The organism is Candidatus Arsenophonus triatominarum (genome assembly GCF_001640365.1).
Lineage (GTDB): Bacteria > Pseudomonadota > Gammaproteobacteria > Enterobacterales > Enterobacteriaceae > Arsenophonus > Arsenophonus triatominarum.
In genome coordinates this window covers 238,054-255,810 of the sequence record NZ_LWMI01000014.1, presented here as the reverse complement: position 1 = coordinate 255,810, position 17,757 = coordinate 238,054, and the positions used below count along the sequence as shown (strand labels likewise).

At 36.8% G+C, this 17,757-nt stretch carries 23 protein-coding genes and 4 pseudogenes; 19 read left to right on the top strand and 8 right to left on the bottom strand.

The window, feature by feature from the left end:
* Window positions 1-203: 203 nt before the first annotated feature.
* Entirely contained in the window at window positions 204-440 is a 237-nt protein-coding gene (locus AYJ55_RS13780; RefSeq protein WP_063656951.1) for a transcriptional regulator, read from the top strand.
* A 134-nt stretch (window positions 441-574) separates the two neighbouring features.
* Here the strand turns inward: AYJ55_RS13780 and AYJ55_RS13775 are convergent, their stop codons facing one another.
* The gene (locus AYJ55_RS13775) at window positions 575-1,000 is read right to left on the bottom strand and encodes a hypothetical protein (protein ID WP_245677368.1); all 426 of its coding nucleotides are present in this window, start codon (window positions 998-1,000) and stop codon (window positions 575-577) included.
* Between the two features lie 618 nt (window positions 1,001-1,618).
* On the opposite strand from AYJ55_RS13775, the gene AYJ55_RS34655 reads away from it, so the two are divergent.
* From AYJ55_RS34655 to AYJ55_RS33240, 3 genes are read left to right on the top strand one after another with little or no spacing between them, the layout of a single operon-like run.
* Window positions 1,619-1,741 (top strand): hypothetical protein, encoded by a 123-nt coding sequence (locus tag AYJ55_RS34655; protein ID WP_281181143.1) that lies wholly within the window; start codon window positions 1,619-1,621, stop codon window positions 1,739-1,741.
* A 17-nt stretch (window positions 1,742-1,758) separates the two neighbouring features.
* A complete protein-coding gene (locus AYJ55_RS33245; protein ID WP_281181148.1) occupies window positions 1,759-2,235 on the top strand; it encodes an IS630 transposase-related protein in 477 nt (158 codons plus the stop codon).
* Window positions 2,186-2,443 carry a transposase gene (locus AYJ55_RS33240; protein WP_245677331.1) on the top strand — a complete coding sequence of 86 codons (258 nt, stop codon included), beginning with the start codon at window positions 2,186-2,188 and terminating at the stop codon, window positions 2,441-2,443. The genes AYJ55_RS33245 and AYJ55_RS33240 overlap by 50 nt, the downstream gene beginning before the upstream one ends.
* Window positions 2,444-2,509: 66 nt before the next feature.
* Here AYJ55_RS33240 and AYJ55_RS13765 read toward each other — a convergent pair whose 3' ends face one another.
* A complete protein-coding gene (locus tag AYJ55_RS13765; RefSeq protein WP_063656949.1) occupies window positions 2,510-2,956 on the bottom strand; it encodes an XRE family transcriptional regulator in 447 nt (148 codons plus the stop codon).
* Window positions 2,957-3,404: 448 nt separating this feature from the next.
* Between AYJ55_RS13765 and AYJ55_RS13760 the strand changes: the two genes are divergently transcribed.
* The 12 genes and pseudogenes from AYJ55_RS13760 to AYJ55_RS29110 form a co-directional block, all read left to right on the top strand.
* Entirely contained in the window at window positions 3,405-3,749 is a 345-nt protein-coding gene (locus AYJ55_RS13760) for a CII family transcriptional regulator (RefSeq protein ID WP_187153270.1), read from the top strand.
* Between the two features lie 239 nt (window positions 3,750-3,988).
* Window positions 3,989-4,756: a hypothetical protein gene (locus AYJ55_RS13755; RefSeq protein ID WP_063656947.1), complete on the top strand. Its 768-nt coding sequence runs from the start codon at window positions 3,989-3,991 to the stop codon at window positions 4,754-4,756.
* Window positions 4,753-5,013, top strand: a complete 261-nt coding sequence (locus AYJ55_RS13750) for a hypothetical protein (protein ID WP_063656946.1) — start codon at window positions 4,753-4,755, stop codon at window positions 5,011-5,013. Before AYJ55_RS13755 ends, AYJ55_RS13750 begins: the two co-directional genes overlap by 4 nt.
* Window position 5,014: 1 nt before the next feature.
* On the top strand, window positions 5,015-5,173 hold the full coding sequence (locus tag AYJ55_RS30830; protein WP_187153269.1) for a hypothetical protein: 159 nt from the start codon (window positions 5,015-5,017) through the stop codon (window positions 5,171-5,173).
* 68 nt (window positions 5,174-5,241) lie between these two features.
* Window positions 5,242-6,407 (top strand): IS3 family transposase gene (locus AYJ55_RS13740; protein ID WP_162505571.1). Its coding sequence is split into 2 segments (ribosomal slippage): window positions 5,242-5,497 and window positions 5,497-6,407, totalling 1,167 coding nucleotides; the frame shifts between segments, so codons are not numbered across the junction.
* A gap of 19 nt (window positions 6,408-6,426) precedes the next feature.
* On the top strand, window positions 6,427-6,984 hold the full coding sequence (locus AYJ55_RS13735) for an ATP-binding protein (protein WP_063656944.1): 558 nt from the start codon (window positions 6,427-6,429) through the stop codon (window positions 6,982-6,984).
* 33 nt (window positions 6,985-7,017) lie between these two features.
* Window positions 7,018-7,383, top strand: a complete 366-nt coding sequence (locus tag AYJ55_RS13730) for an IS630 transposase-related protein (RefSeq protein ID WP_063653415.1) — start codon at window positions 7,018-7,020, stop codon at window positions 7,381-7,383.
* Complete coding sequence (locus AYJ55_RS13725) at window positions 7,307-7,840, top strand: IS630 family transposase (RefSeq protein WP_162505291.1); 534 nt, start codon at window positions 7,307-7,309, stop codon at window positions 7,838-7,840. Before AYJ55_RS13730 ends, AYJ55_RS13725 begins: the two co-directional genes overlap by 77 nt.
* 34 nt (window positions 7,841-7,874) lie before the next feature.
* Window positions 7,875-8,120: pseudogene (locus AYJ55_RS26220) on the top strand (RusA family crossover junction endodeoxyribonuclease); the annotation flags it as partial.
* A gap of 77 nt (window positions 8,121-8,197) precedes the next feature.
* A complete protein-coding gene (locus AYJ55_RS13720) occupies window positions 8,198-8,506 on the top strand; it encodes an antiterminator Q family protein (RefSeq protein WP_063656943.1) in 309 nt (102 codons plus the stop codon).
* 77 nt (window positions 8,507-8,583) lie between these two features.
* On the top strand, window positions 8,584-9,624 hold the full coding sequence (locus AYJ55_RS13715; RefSeq protein ID WP_063656942.1) for an IS481 family transposase: 1,041 nt from the start codon (window positions 8,584-8,586) through the stop codon (window positions 9,622-9,624).
* Between the two features lie 167 nt (window positions 9,625-9,791).
* Window positions 9,792-10,049, top strand: a pseudogene (locus tag AYJ55_RS29110) (SLC13 family permease); the annotation flags it as partial.
* 65 nt (window positions 10,050-10,114) lie between these two features.
* Here the strand turns inward: AYJ55_RS29110 and yfbR are convergent.
* Together yfbR and AYJ55_RS13705 are read right to left on the bottom strand one after the other, a co-directional pair.
* On the bottom strand, window positions 10,115-10,696 hold the full coding sequence (gene yfbR / locus AYJ55_RS13710) for a 5'-deoxynucleotidase (RefSeq protein ID WP_032114680.1): 582 nt from the start codon (window positions 10,694-10,696) through the stop codon (window positions 10,115-10,117).
* A gap of 116 nt (window positions 10,697-10,812) precedes the next feature.
* Window positions 10,813-12,027, bottom strand: coding sequence for a pyridoxal phosphate-dependent aminotransferase (locus tag AYJ55_RS13705; RefSeq protein ID WP_063656941.1), 1,215 nt, complete (start codon window positions 12,025-12,027; stop codon window positions 10,813-10,815).
* Window positions 12,028-12,770: 743 nt separating this feature from the next.
* Between AYJ55_RS13705 and AYJ55_RS13700 the strand changes: the two genes are divergently transcribed.
* Window positions 12,771-13,661, top strand: a complete 891-nt coding sequence (locus tag AYJ55_RS13700; protein ID WP_063656940.1) for a LysR substrate-binding domain-containing protein — start codon at window positions 12,771-12,773, stop codon at window positions 13,659-13,661.
* Between the two features lie 525 nt (window positions 13,662-14,186).
* On the opposite strand, the pseudogene AYJ55_RS13695 reads toward AYJ55_RS13700, so the two are convergent.
* The 4 genes and pseudogenes from AYJ55_RS13695 to AYJ55_RS30825 all read right to left on the bottom strand — a co-directional run.
* A pseudogene (locus AYJ55_RS13695) lies at window positions 14,187-14,955 on the bottom strand (IS701 family transposase); the annotation flags it as partial.
* A gap of 18 nt (window positions 14,956-14,973) precedes the next feature.
* Window positions 14,974-15,462, bottom strand: coding sequence for an IS630 family transposase (locus AYJ55_RS13690; RefSeq protein WP_063653499.1), 489 nt, complete (start codon window positions 15,460-15,462; stop codon window positions 14,974-14,976).
* A complete protein-coding gene (locus AYJ55_RS13685; RefSeq protein WP_063653415.1) occupies window positions 15,431-15,796 on the bottom strand; it encodes an IS630 transposase-related protein in 366 nt (121 codons plus the stop codon). The genes AYJ55_RS13690 and AYJ55_RS13685 overlap by 32 nt, the downstream gene beginning before the upstream one ends.
* 36 nt (window positions 15,797-15,832) lie before the next feature.
* Window positions 15,833-16,032 (bottom strand): annotated as a pseudogene (locus AYJ55_RS30825) (IS701 family transposase); the annotation flags it as partial.
* A gap of 581 nt (window positions 16,033-16,613) precedes the next feature.
* On the opposite strand from AYJ55_RS30825, the gene AYJ55_RS13680 reads away from it, so the two are divergent.
* Window positions 16,614-17,054 carry an NADH-quinone oxidoreductase subunit A gene (locus tag AYJ55_RS13680; protein WP_063656938.1) on the top strand — a complete coding sequence of 147 codons (441 nt, stop codon included), beginning with the start codon at window positions 16,614-16,616 and terminating at the stop codon, window positions 17,052-17,054.
* A gap of 20 nt (window positions 17,055-17,074) precedes the next feature.
* A complete protein-coding gene (locus tag AYJ55_RS13675; protein WP_063656937.1) occupies window positions 17,075-17,749 on the top strand; it encodes a NuoB/complex I 20 kDa subunit family protein in 675 nt (224 codons plus the stop codon).
* Window positions 17,750-17,757 lie beyond the last annotated feature (8 nt).

Sequence of the window (17,757 nt, the reverse complement as noted above, 5' to 3'; positions counted from 1 at the left end):
TAATACTTAGCCTCCTTGCTAAGTCTGACTGACTCCAGCCATTCTTTTTTAACACCTGAATAATTCTCAGGGATGAATTTATGCTTTTTTGATCTTTCATAAAATTATTTTACAACATTTCCTTGCAATCCTCTCTGAAAGAATTTCTTGATTTTTTAATTTTTCTTTGTAAATTAATCAATCTCTATATTGAGGACTGCTTTATGGATAAAAACATTAAGAATCGTATAGCTGGAATAGCTAGCCAAACTGAAATTGCAAATTTTATAGGTCATGAACCTCAAGCTATAAGTTCATGGTTTAAAAATGGCGTACCTCCTAAAAAAGTTCTTCGCTTATGTGAAGCTTTAGAGTGGCAGATCACTCCCCACGAGTTACGCCCTGATATTTACCCAAACCCAACAGATGGTATCCCTGCTGATAAGCAAACTACCATGTAAGTAACACCGCTCTTTAACAACCTGGCCTCCCTGAAATTGGGAGATTTTACCTTCCCAGCCCATCGGGAGGGATAACTATTATCTGAAACTTATGGAATTAAGTGTAGGATAAGATTGCTGCAAAGACTATCAAATCATTTTGTATGTATGCCATTTGATTTGCGGGTTTTTGAGTATTTTCTTGCAGAATAGAGATAAGTATTCGGTAAGCAACAGTTATCAAATGAAGGCTGAGACTTTTTGTCTTTTAGATTGAGAGTGAGTGATGCAATGGTATTAATGGTGTCATCTTGCTTGTTGAATATGGAATCAAGGATTTGCTCTGTAGAACGGGGTTTAGGTTTCGCTTCGTATTCAGCACGTTTTCTATCCCAGAATGCCATTTGTTTTGCCAGGCGACGAGATTTAGCGTTTGTCTTTTTTAGGTTTAAAGATAATGGTTGCCATTTTGTTCCTCCTAAATAAGTTTTAGTGGTGTGTGCCGGATGCTTTCGGTTTGTACTCACAGTCTGTTTATTCCCTGGTGTAAAAATAAAGTTCGACTGTTTAGTTGTATTCACACCATCCCAAAACTCACTTGGTGGTGATGCTCTAACGCTTATTCAGAGCGATGATTCCAATATGTTAAAGAGCGAGATGACTTAAAGCATGTTGCTCAATAGTGAAATAAAGTTGCTTAAATAAAAACAAGTTAGATACATCTAAAAAATACAAAAATAGTTTATTTTTTTAATCTTATATGGGTTATTTTTAATGCAAAAATTGATGATTTTATCATCATCGGCTGGTTTTTTTGTAAGTCATAATTAATTTTGCTATTGAGCAACAGGCTTTTAGGTACTGATGACTTCACTTGCCTTCATGTTCATACGCCTTCGGCTGGCTACTTAGCAGCGTCTGGCAAAGTTTCAGATAACTCGAGGTCTTGTCTGGCGTTTGCCTGTTGCAGTGAGTTGATGGTAATTATATTATCTCAGATAATTAAAAATATAAATATCTCAGATAATATTTTTTATTTAGAGGATGTTGTGGGGGAAATATCAATGAAAAAATATGTTTTAATAAATTGTAATAACTTAATTTATAGATAATTTTAAGTATGGATTTTATCTCAATTTAAAAATTGACTGGGCATCATTATATAGCTAGGCGACTTAATTTTGATTACAAGGTGTGTTATGAGTTATACAATTGATTTTCGACGTAAAGTAATATCTGTAAGGAAAGCCGAAGGTTTAACAATTCGAGAAACTGGCGAAACAATTCCGTATTGGAAAAGCGTCTTTAGTACGTTGGCTTAAACGACCAGAGCCAAAAAATTCAACGCCACGGTAAGAGGAAGCTCGATAAAAATGCTTTAGCAAAAGATGTGGAACAGTATCCAGATGCTTACCAAAAGGAACGGGCAGAGCGATTCGGTGTTTGTAAAAAGACTATTTGGCAATCCCTTAAAAAGCTGGGATTAACCTATAAAAAAACTCTATTCCATCCAAAAACCAACGAAAGCGACAGGCTGGCACATCAGCAAAAAAGACAACAGTATGAAAAAAAAGATAAATCTGTTGTTTTTATTGATGAAAGTGGTTTTTCACATGACACTCCACGAACTCACGGCTATTCCCCAAAAGGTCACCGTTGTTTTGGCCTGAAAAACTGGGGTGCTAAGGGAAGAACAAATGTTATTGGCGCTTTATTGGGAACAACCCTTTTTGCTATCGGATTATTTGATTGCAATATTAATCGTGATGTTTTTTTATGTTTGGATCACAAAAATATTGCTCCCAGAACTTCCTGAAAATTCTGTTATTTTTATGGACAACGCTAGCTTTCACAAAGGTAAGAATATTGAACAGGCAATTATAAACGCAGGACACCAGATAGAATATTTGCCTGTGTATTCACCAGATTTAAATCCTATAGAACATAAATGGTCTCAAGCTAAACGTAAAAAGATGGAAACAGGATGCACTATCGATGACCTGTTTTTAATACATATGCTGTAATCAAAATTAAGTCGCCTAGCTATAGGAAGGTGAATTCGATTTTAACAAGCGTGTTTGTTTACTTTTTTAGATGCTAATTCTTTCATGATTTTTTTCAAAGTATTTTTTCTTCGATTTCATTACATCAATGATTTTTTCTGCTTCGCTTTCTGGCAAATCATTATATAAATCAAGTAGTAATTTTTCTTTTTGAGAGAGAGTGTTTTTTTCTACATAATAATTATTCATATCTGAAGTAGGTAAATTTCTTATAGAAGAGAAAAGCTCCGCCATGTCTGGACGGATTTCTTCAGGTCTTACTTTTAGTAATACCGCAAATCTCAAAACTGCTTCAACACCTAACGCTAACTTGCCAGTAAGGTAATGACTAACTGTAGCTTGAGTTGAAAAGCCAAGTAGCTCGGCGGCCTTATCTTGAGTCAAGCTAAGTTCTTTTTTATTTTTATCCCAAATTTGCTTTAGCCTTTTTGCTGCTAGCAAATCTTCATCTGTAATTGTTCTATTTTTTTTCATATTAATAGTTTATTAAACAAGTTAATAAAATGGAAAGCTCTGAGCTATTGAAATTAAAAATATCTGTGATAATATTTTGTGTATTAGAAAGGAGAGTATATGAAATTAAATGATTACCTATCTAAATATTCGATAAATCAGCAAAATTTGCGGGTTTAGTTGGAACAACACAAGGATTTGTTAGCCATGTCATAACAGGTCGCAGTTTTCCTAGCGGAAGAAATACTTTGTTATGGAGTAAAGCTACAAATTGGTGTGTAACTCCACATGAATTAAACCCTGATCTTTATCCAAACCCGACAGATGGTATCCCTGCTGATAAGCAAAATGCCATCTAAGTAACACCGCTCTTTAACAACCTGGCCTCCCTGAAATTGGGAGATTATTAAATTCCCAGCCCATCGGGAGGGATAACTATTATCTGAAACTTATGGAATTAATTATAGACATGGAAACCACAATTACACGCAAATCAAATGCAAAAAACATTGAAGCCAAAATACGCAATGGCATTCAGGTACATTCAGCAATAAGAATTGCTGAGGCTATTGGCGTCAATCCATCTCAAATCACGAGATGGCAGTCAGAGGATGGAGTAATTCCGAAGATGGCAAAACTGCTTGATTGCATTGGCTACGATTCACCGAAGCAGGATTTAGTCATAACCAATATCTCAGGTAAAGAGATACGCAAGCTGATAGACATGCTAGAGTACTTAAGATTGCCAAAAAAAGAAGCTTCAAGGTTAAAAAACGATAAAGCTTTTGAGAATTGTAATGAGCTTTGTGTTTGATGAAGAAAGTTTAGTATTTCAAGGAGAAGGGAAACGACGAATTTCCCTTTTTTTCTTTCAATTTCAGCGAGGTCATTATGCCAAGAAATCGCCGATTTATCAATAAAAACCATGAAGAAAAAGCCCATCCAGATAGTCCTGATGGGCTATTGGTTGCTGCATCAAAAAACAAAGATTTTGCCCGTCGGTTAGTATCAAAGTCCTGAAAAAGTTATAAATTCACTAAAAGAGATAACGTTATGGCAAGAGCAAGAAATATCAAACCTGGTTTTTTCAGCAATGATGATTTAGCTGAGTGCGAACCATTAGCAAGACTTTTGTTCGCGGGATTATGGACGATTGCGGATAGAGAAGGTCGTCTTGAAGATAAGCCCCGTAAAATAAAAGCAATGGTATTACCTTATGATGAAGCGGATTGTGAAAAGTTATTGTCCCAGTTACACAGTAAAAATTTTATCACTCGGTATTCAGTTGATGGGAATGACTACATCCAAATTAATAATTGGAAAAAACATCAAAATCCTCATTGTAAAGAGTCACCCAGTGAAATCCCTGAACAGATTACTCAATTTATTGATAATAAAGCAGCATCAGAAAAGCACCATACTAATACAGTGCAAGAATCTGACAAGCACTTAAAACCTAAAACCCAACAAACGAACGAACAAAATTTAAACACTTCTCATGTTGGTTATAATCAATCGACATTGACTTCTAAACAGGATGAACAGCCAAACAATTTGTCGCCGACTGTTGTTCAGGAACATGATGAATTATTTCAAGCTACTGAAAAACAAGATAAAAAAGAAGAGTACCGTACAAGTACAGTGCAAGCACCATATAAGCACAGTTTTAATCCTGCTGATTCCCTTAACCTGATTCCTGATTCCCTTAACCTGATTCCCTATAACACCCAAGCCGAAAAAATGGCTTGTGAGGATGAAGGGGAAGAAATATCTGCTGATGTTCATTCGATGTCAGAAAAATTGCGTTTGAGGGAAAGGTGATACGCCTGAATCACAAAGACTTCGCTGATTGGCAAAAACTTTACCCCAATCTCGATCTGCCCAGTGAATTACTGAGGCTGGATATTGAATATCAACACGACAAACCGAAGAAATGGTTTATCACCACGAGTCAGAAACTGAATTACCAGAATAAACAGGCTGTAAGAAATCCTGTTCGAAAGGTTTCAGGTATGGTGACTAATTTTTCGCATTTTGATTATGGTCAAACCGAAATTCCATCATGGGCGGAGGTGTAACATGGGTTATCGAACAAAAATCGAATCATTGAAAATTCGGTTGGAAGATACACTTCAAAAACCGAAAGTGATAGAAAATACTGTCGTGCAGGAGATAACTGTCACTTGTGAAAAACACGGAGAATATCAAACTTACAAGCGAAAATTGTTGAGTCTGTAGTGGCATACTAAATTTGGCCACCTAAGTTGAGGTGATATGCTTACCTCATAATTTTTATAGGTGCCGAAATGAGTAAAATAATTACTGCTGAATTTAAATGTGAAACCGCCAAATTAGTCCTTGACCAAAATTACACCTACCAGGAAGCCGCGAAAGGCATGAACGTCAGTCTTTCAGCGATTAGCCGGTGGGTAAGAGCCCTTCGTTTAGAACGTCAAGGGAAAACATCGCCTGGTCTGCCATTAACACCTGAACAAATTGAGTTCAGAGAAATGGAGAAAAAAATCCACCGGCTGGAAATGGAGAATGACATCTTAAAAAAGGCTACTGCGCTCTTAATGTCCGACTCACTGAAAAATTTTCGGTAGTTGAAAAGCTAAGAGTGCTTTATCCGGTGAAAACTTTGTGTCGTATTTTTAATGTTCACCGAAGCAGTTATCGCTATTGGTGTCGGCCTAAGGAGCCAGATATTGAGCGGACGATAAAACGTAGCCTAGTCAGCGAAGCGTGGAACGTTAGTGGCGGCTCTGCTGGCGCAAGGACTATCGCCACGATGGTTACCAATACACACAACGTGAAACTTGGGCGGTGGTTAGCGGGTAAGTTGATGAAAGAATTAATCATCGTCAGTTGCCAAGAGCGAAAACATAAATACAACCGCGGTGGAAATGAACGTATTGATATTCCAAATCTGCTCAATAGGCAGTTCGCTGTTACAAAGCCTGACCAGGTTTGGTGCGGCGATGTAACCTATATTTGGACAGGCTCACGATGGGCCTATCTGGCTGTGGTATTGGATTTGTTTGCCCGAAAACCGGTGGGCTGGGCAATGTCATTTGCACCAGACTCAGAATTAACCGCCAAAGCACTACAAATGGCTTGGGAACTACGTGGGCATCCCAAACAGGTGATGTTCCATAGTGATCAGGGAAGTCATTATACCAGTCGTCAGTATAGGCAGGCATTGTGGCGTTATCAGATGACCCAAAGTATCAGTCGCAGAGGGAATTGTTGGGATAATAGTCCGATGGAACGATTCTTCCGTAGTCTGAAGACCGAATGGGTGCCAACGACTGGCTACCAAAGCTTTAGTACTGCTCAGTCAGCCATTATTCGCTACATAACCCACTACTATAGCGATATAAGACCTCACTGGTATAACGGTGGATTAACGCCAAACGAATCAGAGCGACTGTTCCGTGAACAGTCAGGTAGGGTGGCCAATTTTAGTTGACCACTACAGTCTGAGAGGGATGGAAACACAAGGTGAATGTCCTGAATGCCTGAGAGAAAAAATAATAGCGCTAGAGCAGGAGTATCAAGCGGTTGAGCTCAAGCGAGTTCATCAAGAAAAGCTTAATTTACTAAAATTTTTCAATGTTCCGAAACGGTTTGATATGGCTTCACTGGATAACTATGAACCCATCAATAGTTACGCCAGACAGTGTTTAGCTGTTTGTAAGTCCTATGCTGCAAAATGGCCTGAAAGGTTGAAACAAGGCGGAGGATTGGTTATGTGTGGTAAGCCAGGGACAGGAAAAAACCATTTGGCAATTGGAATAGGGAAATCGATTATTGAAAACTTCATGGCTTCGGTCAGGCTGACATCAGCTATTAAAATTGCCCGAAACTTTAAGGCAACATGGGCGAAGGATTCAGAAGAACGTGAGTCAGATGTAATTGAAATGTACGCTTCACCAGACCTGCTTATTATCGACGAGGTGGGTGTCCAATTCGGTAGTGATGTGGAAAAAATGATTTTATTTGAAATTATTAACTGTCGTTATGAAAATTTAAAACCAACGATATAGCTAGGCGACTTAATTTTGATTACAAGGTGTGTTATGAGTTATACAATTGATTTTCGACGTAAAGTAATATCTGTAAGGAAAGCCGAAGGTTTAACAATTCGAGAAACTGCGAAACAATTCCGTATTGGAAAAGCGTCTTTAGTACGTTGGCTTAAACGACCAGAGCCAAAAAATTCAACGCCACGTAAGAGGAAGCTCGATAAAAATGCTTTAGCAAAAGATGTGGAACAGTATCCAGATGCTTACCAAAAGGAACGGGCAGAGCGATTCGGTGTTTGTAAAAAGACTATTTGGCAATCCCTTAAAAAGCTGGGATTAACCTATAAAAAAAACTCTATTCCATCCAAAAACCAACGAAAGCGACAGGCTGGCACATCAGCAAAAAAGACAACAGTATGAAAAAAAAGATAAATCTGTTGTTTTTATTGATGAAAGTGGTTTTTCACATGACACTCCACGAACTCACGGCTATTCCCCAAAAGGTCACCGTTGTTTTGGCCTGAAAAACTGGGGTGCTAAGGGAAGAACAAATGTTATTGGCGCTTTATTGGGAACAACCCTTTTTGCTATCGGATTATTTGATTGCAATATTAATCGTGATGTTTTTTATGTTTGGATCACAAAAATATTGCTCCCAGAACTTCCTGAAAATTCTGTTATTTTTATGGACAACGCTAGCTTTCACAAAGGTAAGAATATTGAACAGGCAATTATAAACGCAGGACACCAGATAGAATATTTGCCTGTGTATTCACCAGATTTAAATCCTATAGAACATAAATGGTCTCAAGCTAAACGTAAAAAGATGGAAACAGGATGCACTATCGATGACCTGTTTTTAATACATATGCTGTAATCAAAATTAAGTCGCCTAGCTATACCGTCAGTCGGTAGTCGCTGAAATTCTGCATCAGAAGCTCGGTAAGCGATTATCGCAACGTTTAGGGGTTGAGATAGGGGTCTATCCACCTGACCGTCGCAAGCGAGATTTAGATAACCTGATGAAAGCACCGATTGATGCACTCTGCCATGGTGGTTTGATAATTGATGATTCTCAGATAGATGTGTTGCACGTTGAGCGCAAGGAAATCATTAAGGGCGGAAAACTGGTTATCACCATTTGGGAAATAGCGTAATCAAGAAACCAGCATTCAAAGCAGGGCATTATGGTTAATACCCATGCCCCTATTCATATTTTATTGCCGGAGGGGAGATGAGTAGGCACGTAAAAGATTTACTCGAAGGATGGGGAAACTGGAGCATGAGCCGAATTGGAACCGAATACAAAGGTATGTCTACCATTGCTCCTGTTAAATTCGATGATGACAGACCCTGGCTAAGCGATGAGGAAGGCGAAATAGTTGATAAAGCAGTAGCCGGATTAAAAAAATATGATATCGATGGATATAACATTATTTGCTTACATTATCAGCATCATATTTCATGCCGGATGATAGCTAAAAACTGGAAGAAAAGACCGGATTATATCACGGCTTACATGGGTGTAGTAGCTCAGACTTAATCTGACAATTCTGATTTAAAAAAGAGCGTTACCGGTTTTAATTAACATCATTAGATAATTAAATAAAAGGTAATTCTATGTATCAAACAAATAATCCTATCATCAAACATAAAGTCGGGTTACTTAATCTCGCTGAAGAGCTTAATAACGTATCAAAAGCCTGTAAGATTATGGGGGTATCCCGAGATACGTTTTATCGCTACCAGGAACTTGTTAACGATGGTGGGATAGACGCTTTAATTAATCAAAATCGACGGGTGCCTAACGTAAAAAATAGAGTAGATGAACAGATTGAAAGCGCTGTAGTTGAGTATGCGATTGAATACCCTGCACACAGTCAACACCGCAGTAGTAATGAACTAAGAAAAAAAGGCATTTTTGTTTCGGGGAGTGGCGTTCGCTCTATTTGGCTGCGCCATAATCTCGATAATTTTACAAAACGCCTAAAAGCGCTTGAAGATAAAATCGCAACAGAAGGAATTATCCTGTCAGAATCACAAATCAGTGCTCTAGAAAAGAAAGCGCAAGATGATGAAGCCTGTGGTGAGATTGAAACAGCGCATCCAGGTTATCTGGATTCACAAGATACTTTTTATGTCGGTCATTTAAAAGGCGTTGGTCGTGTTTATCAACAAACTTACATTGATACTTATAGTAAAGTCGTTCATTGTAAGCTTTACACAACAAAAAGCGCGATAACGGCGGCAGATTTATTAAATGACAAGGTTCTCCCTTTTTATTCCCAGCATGGGTTACCGGTGTTACTTATACTGACGGACAGAGGCTGTGAGTATTGTGGTAAAGTTGAACATCACGATTATCAACTTTATCTCGCTATCAATGATATTGATCATACAAAAACTAAAGCTCGTTCACCTCAAACCAATGGGATTTGTGAACGCTTTCATAAAACTGTATTACAAGAGTTCTATCAGGTGGCTTTTCGTAAGAAAATCTATAGGGCTTTAGATGAATTACAAGCTGATTTAGATAAATGGTTAGCGGAATATAATAACCAACGCACTCATCAAGGAAAAATGTGTTGCGGTCGAACTCCTATGGCAACTTTACACGATGGAAAACAACTTTGGAAAGAGAAAGATTTAAATCAAATTTAACCTGACAGGTACTGTATAAATAACCGGCAACTGTCAGCTCAAGTCTGAGCTACTACAGCTAAATATCAAGATGATAGAAACAATGGTTGGATTGAGCTTTGATTTTTAGTGAATGAATGGTGAATTATAGTGATGATATTGTTTTATTATAATAAATTATTGTGGCAACTAATACCGCAATAGCAATATTAATGGCACCGGTTGCCATTAATATTGCTAATCATATGAGTGTTTCGCCAATACCTTTTGCTATGGTGATAAGTGTTGCTGCTTCCGCGGCTTTTATGACCCCAGTTTCTTCACCGGTTAATACTCTAATTTTGATGCCTATAAATTCAGTGATTTTGTTAAATTTGGGGGTTTCTTTTACTGTTTTAGCTATGGCTATCACTATTGTTATTGTTTATCAATTGTTTCCATTTTAAAGTTATCGTCTATTTTATGTAACAAACAGTAAGATGATAATACTGTTTATATGTTATATAACTTATTAGCTACTAATTTCATCTAAAGATAGGCTGAATCCGGGCACAAAAACTTCAATAAAGTATTGCATTTCATCGCTATAACGTTCAGAAAGTGTTTTTTCAAGTCGCATTTTAGCTAGATTAAACTCGGTATTACCTGCAGATAACTCTTCTAAGCATTTTAAATAGGCACAAAGTGCATCCGCCTGTTTAACGATAGCGCGTTCTTCCTCAGTATGATATTCATCATCCAAAATCGGCTGAAAATCTTGTTGTAATTCTTCTGGTAGCATAGCAATAAGTTTTTGCTGAGCATATTTTTCAATTTTTTTGTATTCGTTAGCAATTTGTGGGTTATGATATTTTATTGGTGTTGGCAGATCACCGGTGATCACTTCACTGGCGTCATGATACATAGCGAGCAGTGTAATACGTTCAGGATTGAGTTGGCCATTAAATTTTCGATTTTTAATGCAAGCAAGGGCATGAGCGACAAAGGCAACTTGTAAACTATGCTCTGAAATATTTTCGGTACGTACATTGCGCATTAATGGCCAACGATTAATTAATTTCATCCGAGAAAGATGGGCAAAAAAATAACTCATAGACTGTCCTCATGGGATTGTTATAGTGATAAGCATTGTGGATTGATTAGATTAACAAGTAAATAACAAAATAGAACATCCTTAATGTAGATTAAGAATGTTCTATTATTGGATAACTATTGGCGATATTTTAGTAGGAATTGACTAAATTTATTAATTGCAGCTTCAAGCTCGCTAACATAAAGTAGCGTAACAATTCTGACGTGATCGGGTTCAGGCCAATTAAAAGCTGTTCCCTGAACCAATAAAACTTTTTCCTGTAAGAGTAAATCAAGTACCATTTTTTGGTCGTTTGAGATATTGAACTTTTTAATATTAATTTTGGGAAACATATATAAAGCACCTTGCGGTTTAACACATGATACCCCAGGAATTTCATTAATCAGTTCCCAGGCGCGATTACGTTGTTCATATAATCGCCCACCAGGACAGATAAATTCGTTAATACTTTGATAACCGCCTAATGCGGTTTGGATTGCATGTTGCATAGGAACGTTAGCACAAAGCCGCATGGAGGCTAATATTTCTAAGCCTTCAATATAGCTTTTGGCATTTTCTTTCGGGCCATTAAGCACCATCCAGCCTTGACGAAAACCAGCAACCCGATAAGTTTTTGATAAACCATTAAAAGTAACGGTTAATAGATCCGGTGCTAACGCGGCAATTGAATGATGCTCAGCATCATCGTAAAGAATTTTATCGTAGATCTCATCGGCAAAAATAATCAGCTGATGCTGACGAGCGATTTCGACAATTTCCATCAATAATGCTTTACTGTAAACAGAACCAGTAGGATTATTGGGATTAATTATGACAATACCACGTGTTCGAGGGGTAATTTTTTTGCGAATATCATCTAGATCGGGAAACCAATTTTGTTCTTCATCACATCTATAGTGTACAGCTTTGCCACCGGAAAGAGATACCGCGGCAGTCCATAGCGGATAGTCAGGAGCTGGGACTAACATTTCATCGTTATTATTCAATAAGGCTTGCATCGATTGCACGATGAGTTCAGAAACACCATTACCAATAAAGATATCCTCGATATTAATGTCAGGCATTCCTCTAGCTTGATAGTGTTGCATGATTGCTTTGCGGGCGGAGTAAATTCCTTTTGAATCACTGTAACCTTGTGAGTGAGTAAGATTACGTAGAACATCAAATAAAATTTCATCCGGCGCTTCAAAACCAAAAGGCGCTGGATTACCAATATGAAGTTTAAGAACTTTATGGCCTTCTTCTTCAAGACGTTTGGCCTCTTTAAGAACGGGCCCTCTTATGTCGTAGCATACGTTATCCAATTTATTGGATTTAGTTATTGTATTCATTTACTCTGTTTGAATCTCAACGTTAATAGAATTTGAGGAAATTTTGCTGCATATTTATATTCACACTCTACTCTTAGTTGGAAAAATTTTGAAGATATAGGCTTTTTTTTGGTAGAAAAGGTTGGTTTAAATAATTAAATTAGGTTAAATGAACTTTTTATATGACTTAATTAGATAAATAAATTCAAAAATCTCGCATAAGTTAGTCTTATATTTTAGGTATGAGATGACATTTAGTATACAAAGAATAAATTACTTAGTGAATAGATTTGGCAGTGCATTTTTTGTTACAAACCATTGGTGGTTTCATGATAGAAATATTGTTTTTATAACATATAATTAAAGTTAATATGTTATTGCCGTATCTGGGCAAATAGAGTTTTGTTGCTGATTATCAATTAATAGTTTTTCCTAGCTGCATTATCTTTGACAGTTATTTTGTTGAGAATGACCTATTTTCTTGCTGTTTGAAAAATCGTTATTTTGGCATAGGACTGGAATTAAAAATTATTCTAATTAAAAACGAGAAGAGGAACATTCTCATTGGCATTTTTTTTATCAATATGTAAAACATGCTTATTATTAAACAATTTAAGTTAATAAAAGTGTATACACAGTAATAAATACTGCATTAATAGAAATAAATTTTAATATGTAAGGTTTTATCTTTACTTCTTTAACTATCAATGATTTTAATATCTATTGAATTCGTAAAAACACCAGGAATTATATAAGAGAATAAAATGATAAATTCAAATCGCCCAATTATGAATCTCGATCTTGATTTACTTAGGACTTTTGTTGCTGTTGCTGATCTTAATACATTTGCGGCAGCTGCTGCAGCTGTTTGTCGTACTCAATCAGCCGTTAGCCAACAAATGCAGCGTTTAGAACAGTTAGTGGGCCGTGAGCTTTTTGAACGCCATGGCCGCAATAAATTATTAACGGATCATGGTTTGCAGTTATTAGGTTATGCGCGGCAAATATTACGGGCTAATGATGATGCTTCAGCTTCACTAACATATAATGATGCTGAGGGTGAGTTGCGAGTTGGTGTTTCTGATGACACTACCAATACTTTATTACCATTTTTACTTAATCGTATCGCATCAGTATATCCGCGTATGGTTGTTGATATTTATATAAAGCGCGCCCATCTTATTAAAAAAATGCTGGATAATGGTGAAATTGATTTAGCACTAATACCCACAGAATTGAGTCAATATCCAAGTGCGTTGTTACGTTCTGCGCCGATCCTTTGGCATTGTGCACCTGATTTTCAGCATCAATTAAATGAGTCAGTTCCGTTGGTTGTTATGGATGAAACCAATCCATTTCGTGAAATAGCGATAAGTACCCTTAATGCTGCGGGTATCAAATGGAGTATTGCTTATGAAGCAGCTTCGTTATCGGCAGTACTTGCCGCTGTTAATGCAGAAGTCGGTATCACTGCGCGTCCGCTAGAAATGCAGACTGGTGATTTAAGAATACTAAGCGAAAGTGATGGTTTACCCCGCTTACCCGAAATTCGTTATTGGTTATACCGTAATATTAATGAGCAAAACGAGGCTATTTTAACTGTATTTGGTGCAATTAAAAATAAGAAAACACCTTATAATAGTACAGCCGATTAGCGAGACAATTAATAAAGAAATATTATAAATCTGAAGGTTAGTAAATTACGCTTTAGTTAATGTTGTTATTTAAGTTAAATGTGGCGAGCGCTGCTATTATTCCTGTATTCCTGCACTGTTTCTCTATTTTATATAGTTATAGCAGTGCATTTTTTATTTTCCCTAGAAAAGCTTATTTTTATTTAGCTGACAATAGCTAAAAATATTAGTACATAAAAATATTCTTTATTACACGAGTTTCGCACCAATAAAAAAACGCTCTATTTTTAAGTTTTATTCAGCATAATATATAAATAGACAAAATCTTATAAATTAAAAGCAACTTATTGTAATTTAAACAAATTTATACGTTTTAGTAACTTGCAAATTAGCCATTGCTTTTAAGCCATTTCTGGAATTTTATATGCCTGTACGAAACTCGTGTATTATTGTGATAAAGAAAAGAATTGTTTAACAAAAATTATTTAAATATTTCTTATCAATGGAATTAAATTTTATTTTGGCACGAGTTTCGCACAAAACTAAATTTGGGTACGCTAATAAAACACGGATGTTCTCAGTAATAGCATTTTTGATTACGTCCCAATTTTGTTGATAAAGGGTTATTTTTTCAGATAATACGACGTTTATGTTGTTCAAACCACGCAGAAATAGCGAGAAAAATATGATTTCTTTGCGCTCGGCTCGTGCGAGCCTGACAGCGTTCAATACCACAATTTTGTTTAACTTTTCGATGATAAACTTCAACAGACCAACGGGCATCCATGATAGATTTGACGTATTGACGGGTGGGATTATCTTTATTTGTTACTCTGTAATCAATACGGCCGTTTTTGGCTGTAAATTTGAAAACAGTCACCCAACCGTAGCCTCGTAAGTGTATTGGAGTTCCTTCTTCTGAGATGTCTAACTTGTTCAGTTGTTTGTTATGGTTAACAATCCTGTTTTTCCTCAGCGTGGTTACCCAGACCCAACCATGAGAGCGAATTGATTTCAGATTATCCAGGCTAGAATACCAAGCATCCATCACTACCGCTTTTGGTATGATCCCTCTTTTTTTAGCAAGAGCGAGCATTTCGGAAAAGTGCGTGTTTTTTGTTTTTCCATCAGAATCTTTATCATAAATACGATAATCAATAGGAATTGATTCAACAGTTGTTAGATTATGCCAACGTAAATTAACTAAACCTATGCCAGCAATAACATCATGTTCATTATCTGAATATTGATAATGGATCATCTCTATTTTTTTACTACGTGTTTTGGCAATCAATGTATCATCGGCAATTATAGCTAGGCGACTTAATTTTGATTACAGCATATGTATTAAAAACAGGTCATCGATAGTGCATCCTGTTTCCATCTTTTTACGTTTAGCTTGAGACCATTTATGTTCTATAGGATTTAAATCTGGTGAATACACAGGCAAATATTCTATCTGGTGTCCTGCGTTTATAATTGCCTGTTCAATATTCTTACCTTTGTGAAAGCTAGCGTTGTCCATAAAAATAACAGAATTTTCAGGAAGTTCTGGGAGCAATATTTTTGTGATCCAAACATAAAAAACATCACGGTTAATATTGCAATCAAATAATCCGATAGCAAAAAGGGTTGTTCCCAATAAAGCGCCAATAACATTTGTTCTTCCCTTAGCACCCCAGTTTTTCAGGCCAAAACAACGGTGACCTTTTGGGGAATAGCCGTGAGTTCGTGGAGTGTCATGTGAAAAACCACTTTCATCAATAAAAACAACAGATTTATCTTTTTTTTCATACTGTTGTCTTTTTTGCTGATGTGCCAGCCTGTCGCTTTCGTTGGTTTTTGGATGGAATAGAGTTTTTTTTATAGGTTAATCCCAGCTTTTTAAGGGATTGCCAAATAGTCTTTTTACAAACACCGAACCGCTCTGCCCGTTCCTTTTGGTAAGCATCTGGATACTGTTCCACATCTTTTGCTAAAGCATTTTTATCGAGCTTCCTCTTACGTGGCGTTGAATTTTTTGGCTCTGGTCGTTTAAGCCAACGTACTAAAGAGGCTTTTCCAATACGGAATTGTTTCGCAGTTTCTCGAATTGTTAAACCTTCGGCTTTCCTTACAGATATTACTTTACGTCGAAAATCAATTGTATAACTCATAACACACCTTGTAATCAAAATTAAGTCGCCTAGCTATAGTACGCAAGGGCTTTTTTTGTCTATAGAAGGTTGAACTAATCGCCATAGGTCTTTAGGTCGAAAACTAGCCATCGACTAATAGTGTCATGAGATAAAGGCGATGGGCTTAGTTCTGATAACACCAAACCAGAGTATCTTACACTGCTTACTTGTAAGAATGTTTTATAGATATTTTTAATGCATGGATAACCGGACAAAATATAAACACCCTAATTTTTTCTTGCTTTTTAAATTTATACTTCTTTTTTGGAGATTGCGAAACTCGTGTTTGGCAAAAATTTATTGTGGCTTAAAAGGTTTGGGTTTTATCTAATAATTAGGGTTATTTATAAATTTGTGAAAAATGACAGTCGTTAATATAATCAAATAAAATTGATTGTTTTATGATCAATTGAGTTTTTTTAACAGAATTGTGCGCGTGATCATAAAATAGCGGAAGTGAAGTGGTTTTAAAACAGGTTTTTCCTGAGATAATGGTGTAGTAAAAACGAAATATCAGTTATACTAGTTACTAACTATTAGTATTAGTTGAATGAGCTGTCACGTTTTAGCTGGCGAGATTTTTTGATTTACAGTTGTAAGGTATAAAGGTGTGAAGAGAGCGTTATTCTATAAAACAAAATAGTGGTGAGAAGAATTAAGTTGAAGAAAATTGATGTATGTCTGTCATTGTAATTTTTTCTTCTCATCTAATTTATGGTTAGATTGGTGTAATATTGCGCTAATTCAAGAGCAAAGCAATGACACCGTTTTTATTTATAATGAGTAAGCAGCGAGTATGTCTACATCTATTGAAGTATTTGCTCATCATTGGGCTTTTGCAATATATCTTATCGGTGCTCTTGGTCTGTGTTCCTTAATGTTATTTGGTGCTTATTACCTCGGTGGTAGATCCCAAGCCAGAGCAAAGCATATCCCTTATGAATCGGGCATTAATTCTGTTGGTAGTGCCCGTTTGCGTATATCAGCCAAATTTTACTTGGTTGCAATGTTTTTTGTTATTTTCGATGTTGAAGCGTTATTCCTTTATGCGTGGGTAGTCTCTATTAAAGAAAGCGGTTGGTTAGGCTTTATTGAGGCAAGTATTTTTATTTTGGTGCTATTGGTGGGCTTATTCTACTTGGTTCGTATTGGGGCACTTAATTGGACGCCAGTGCGTTCACGTCGCCATGTTGCAAAACCGAGTGAAATAATTAAAACCAACAATCGTCACCCCTAGTAAAATTGAGGCATTCAAAGATGGATTATACGCTCACTCGCATTGACTTAAATGGTGAGAATGACCGTTATCCCTTGCAAACACAGCAAGTTGTCGGAGATCCATTAGAGCAGCATGTTCATCGTAGTGTTTATATGGGCAAATTAGAGCATGCTTTACATAATATGGTGAATTGGGGCAGAAAGAATTCTCTTTGGCCGTACAATTTTGGCCTTTCTTGTTGCTATGTTGAAATGGTGACTTCTTTCACTGCGGTGCATGATGTTGCCCGATTTGGTGCTGAGGTACTAAGGGCATCACCGCGACAGGCTGATTTTATGGTTGTTGCCGGAACCTGTTTTACTAAGATGGCACCTGTTATTCAACGACTTTATGAGCAAATGTTAGCGCCTAAATGGGTAATTTCTATGGGGGCATGTGCTAACTCTGGTGGTATGTACGATATTTATTCTGTTGTACAGGGGGTTGATAAATTTCTTCCTGTTGATGTCTATATACCAGGTTGTCCACCACGCCCTGAAGCTTATATGCAAGCTTTATTATTATTACAAGAATCGATTGGTAAAGAACGTCGTCCATTATCGTGGGTGGTCGGCGATCAGGGTGTTTATCGCGCCAATATGCAATCTGAAAAAGAGTGTAAGCGTGGTGAAAGAATAGCGGTCAAAACGCTACGAACACCCGATGAAATATAAGGCTTAAA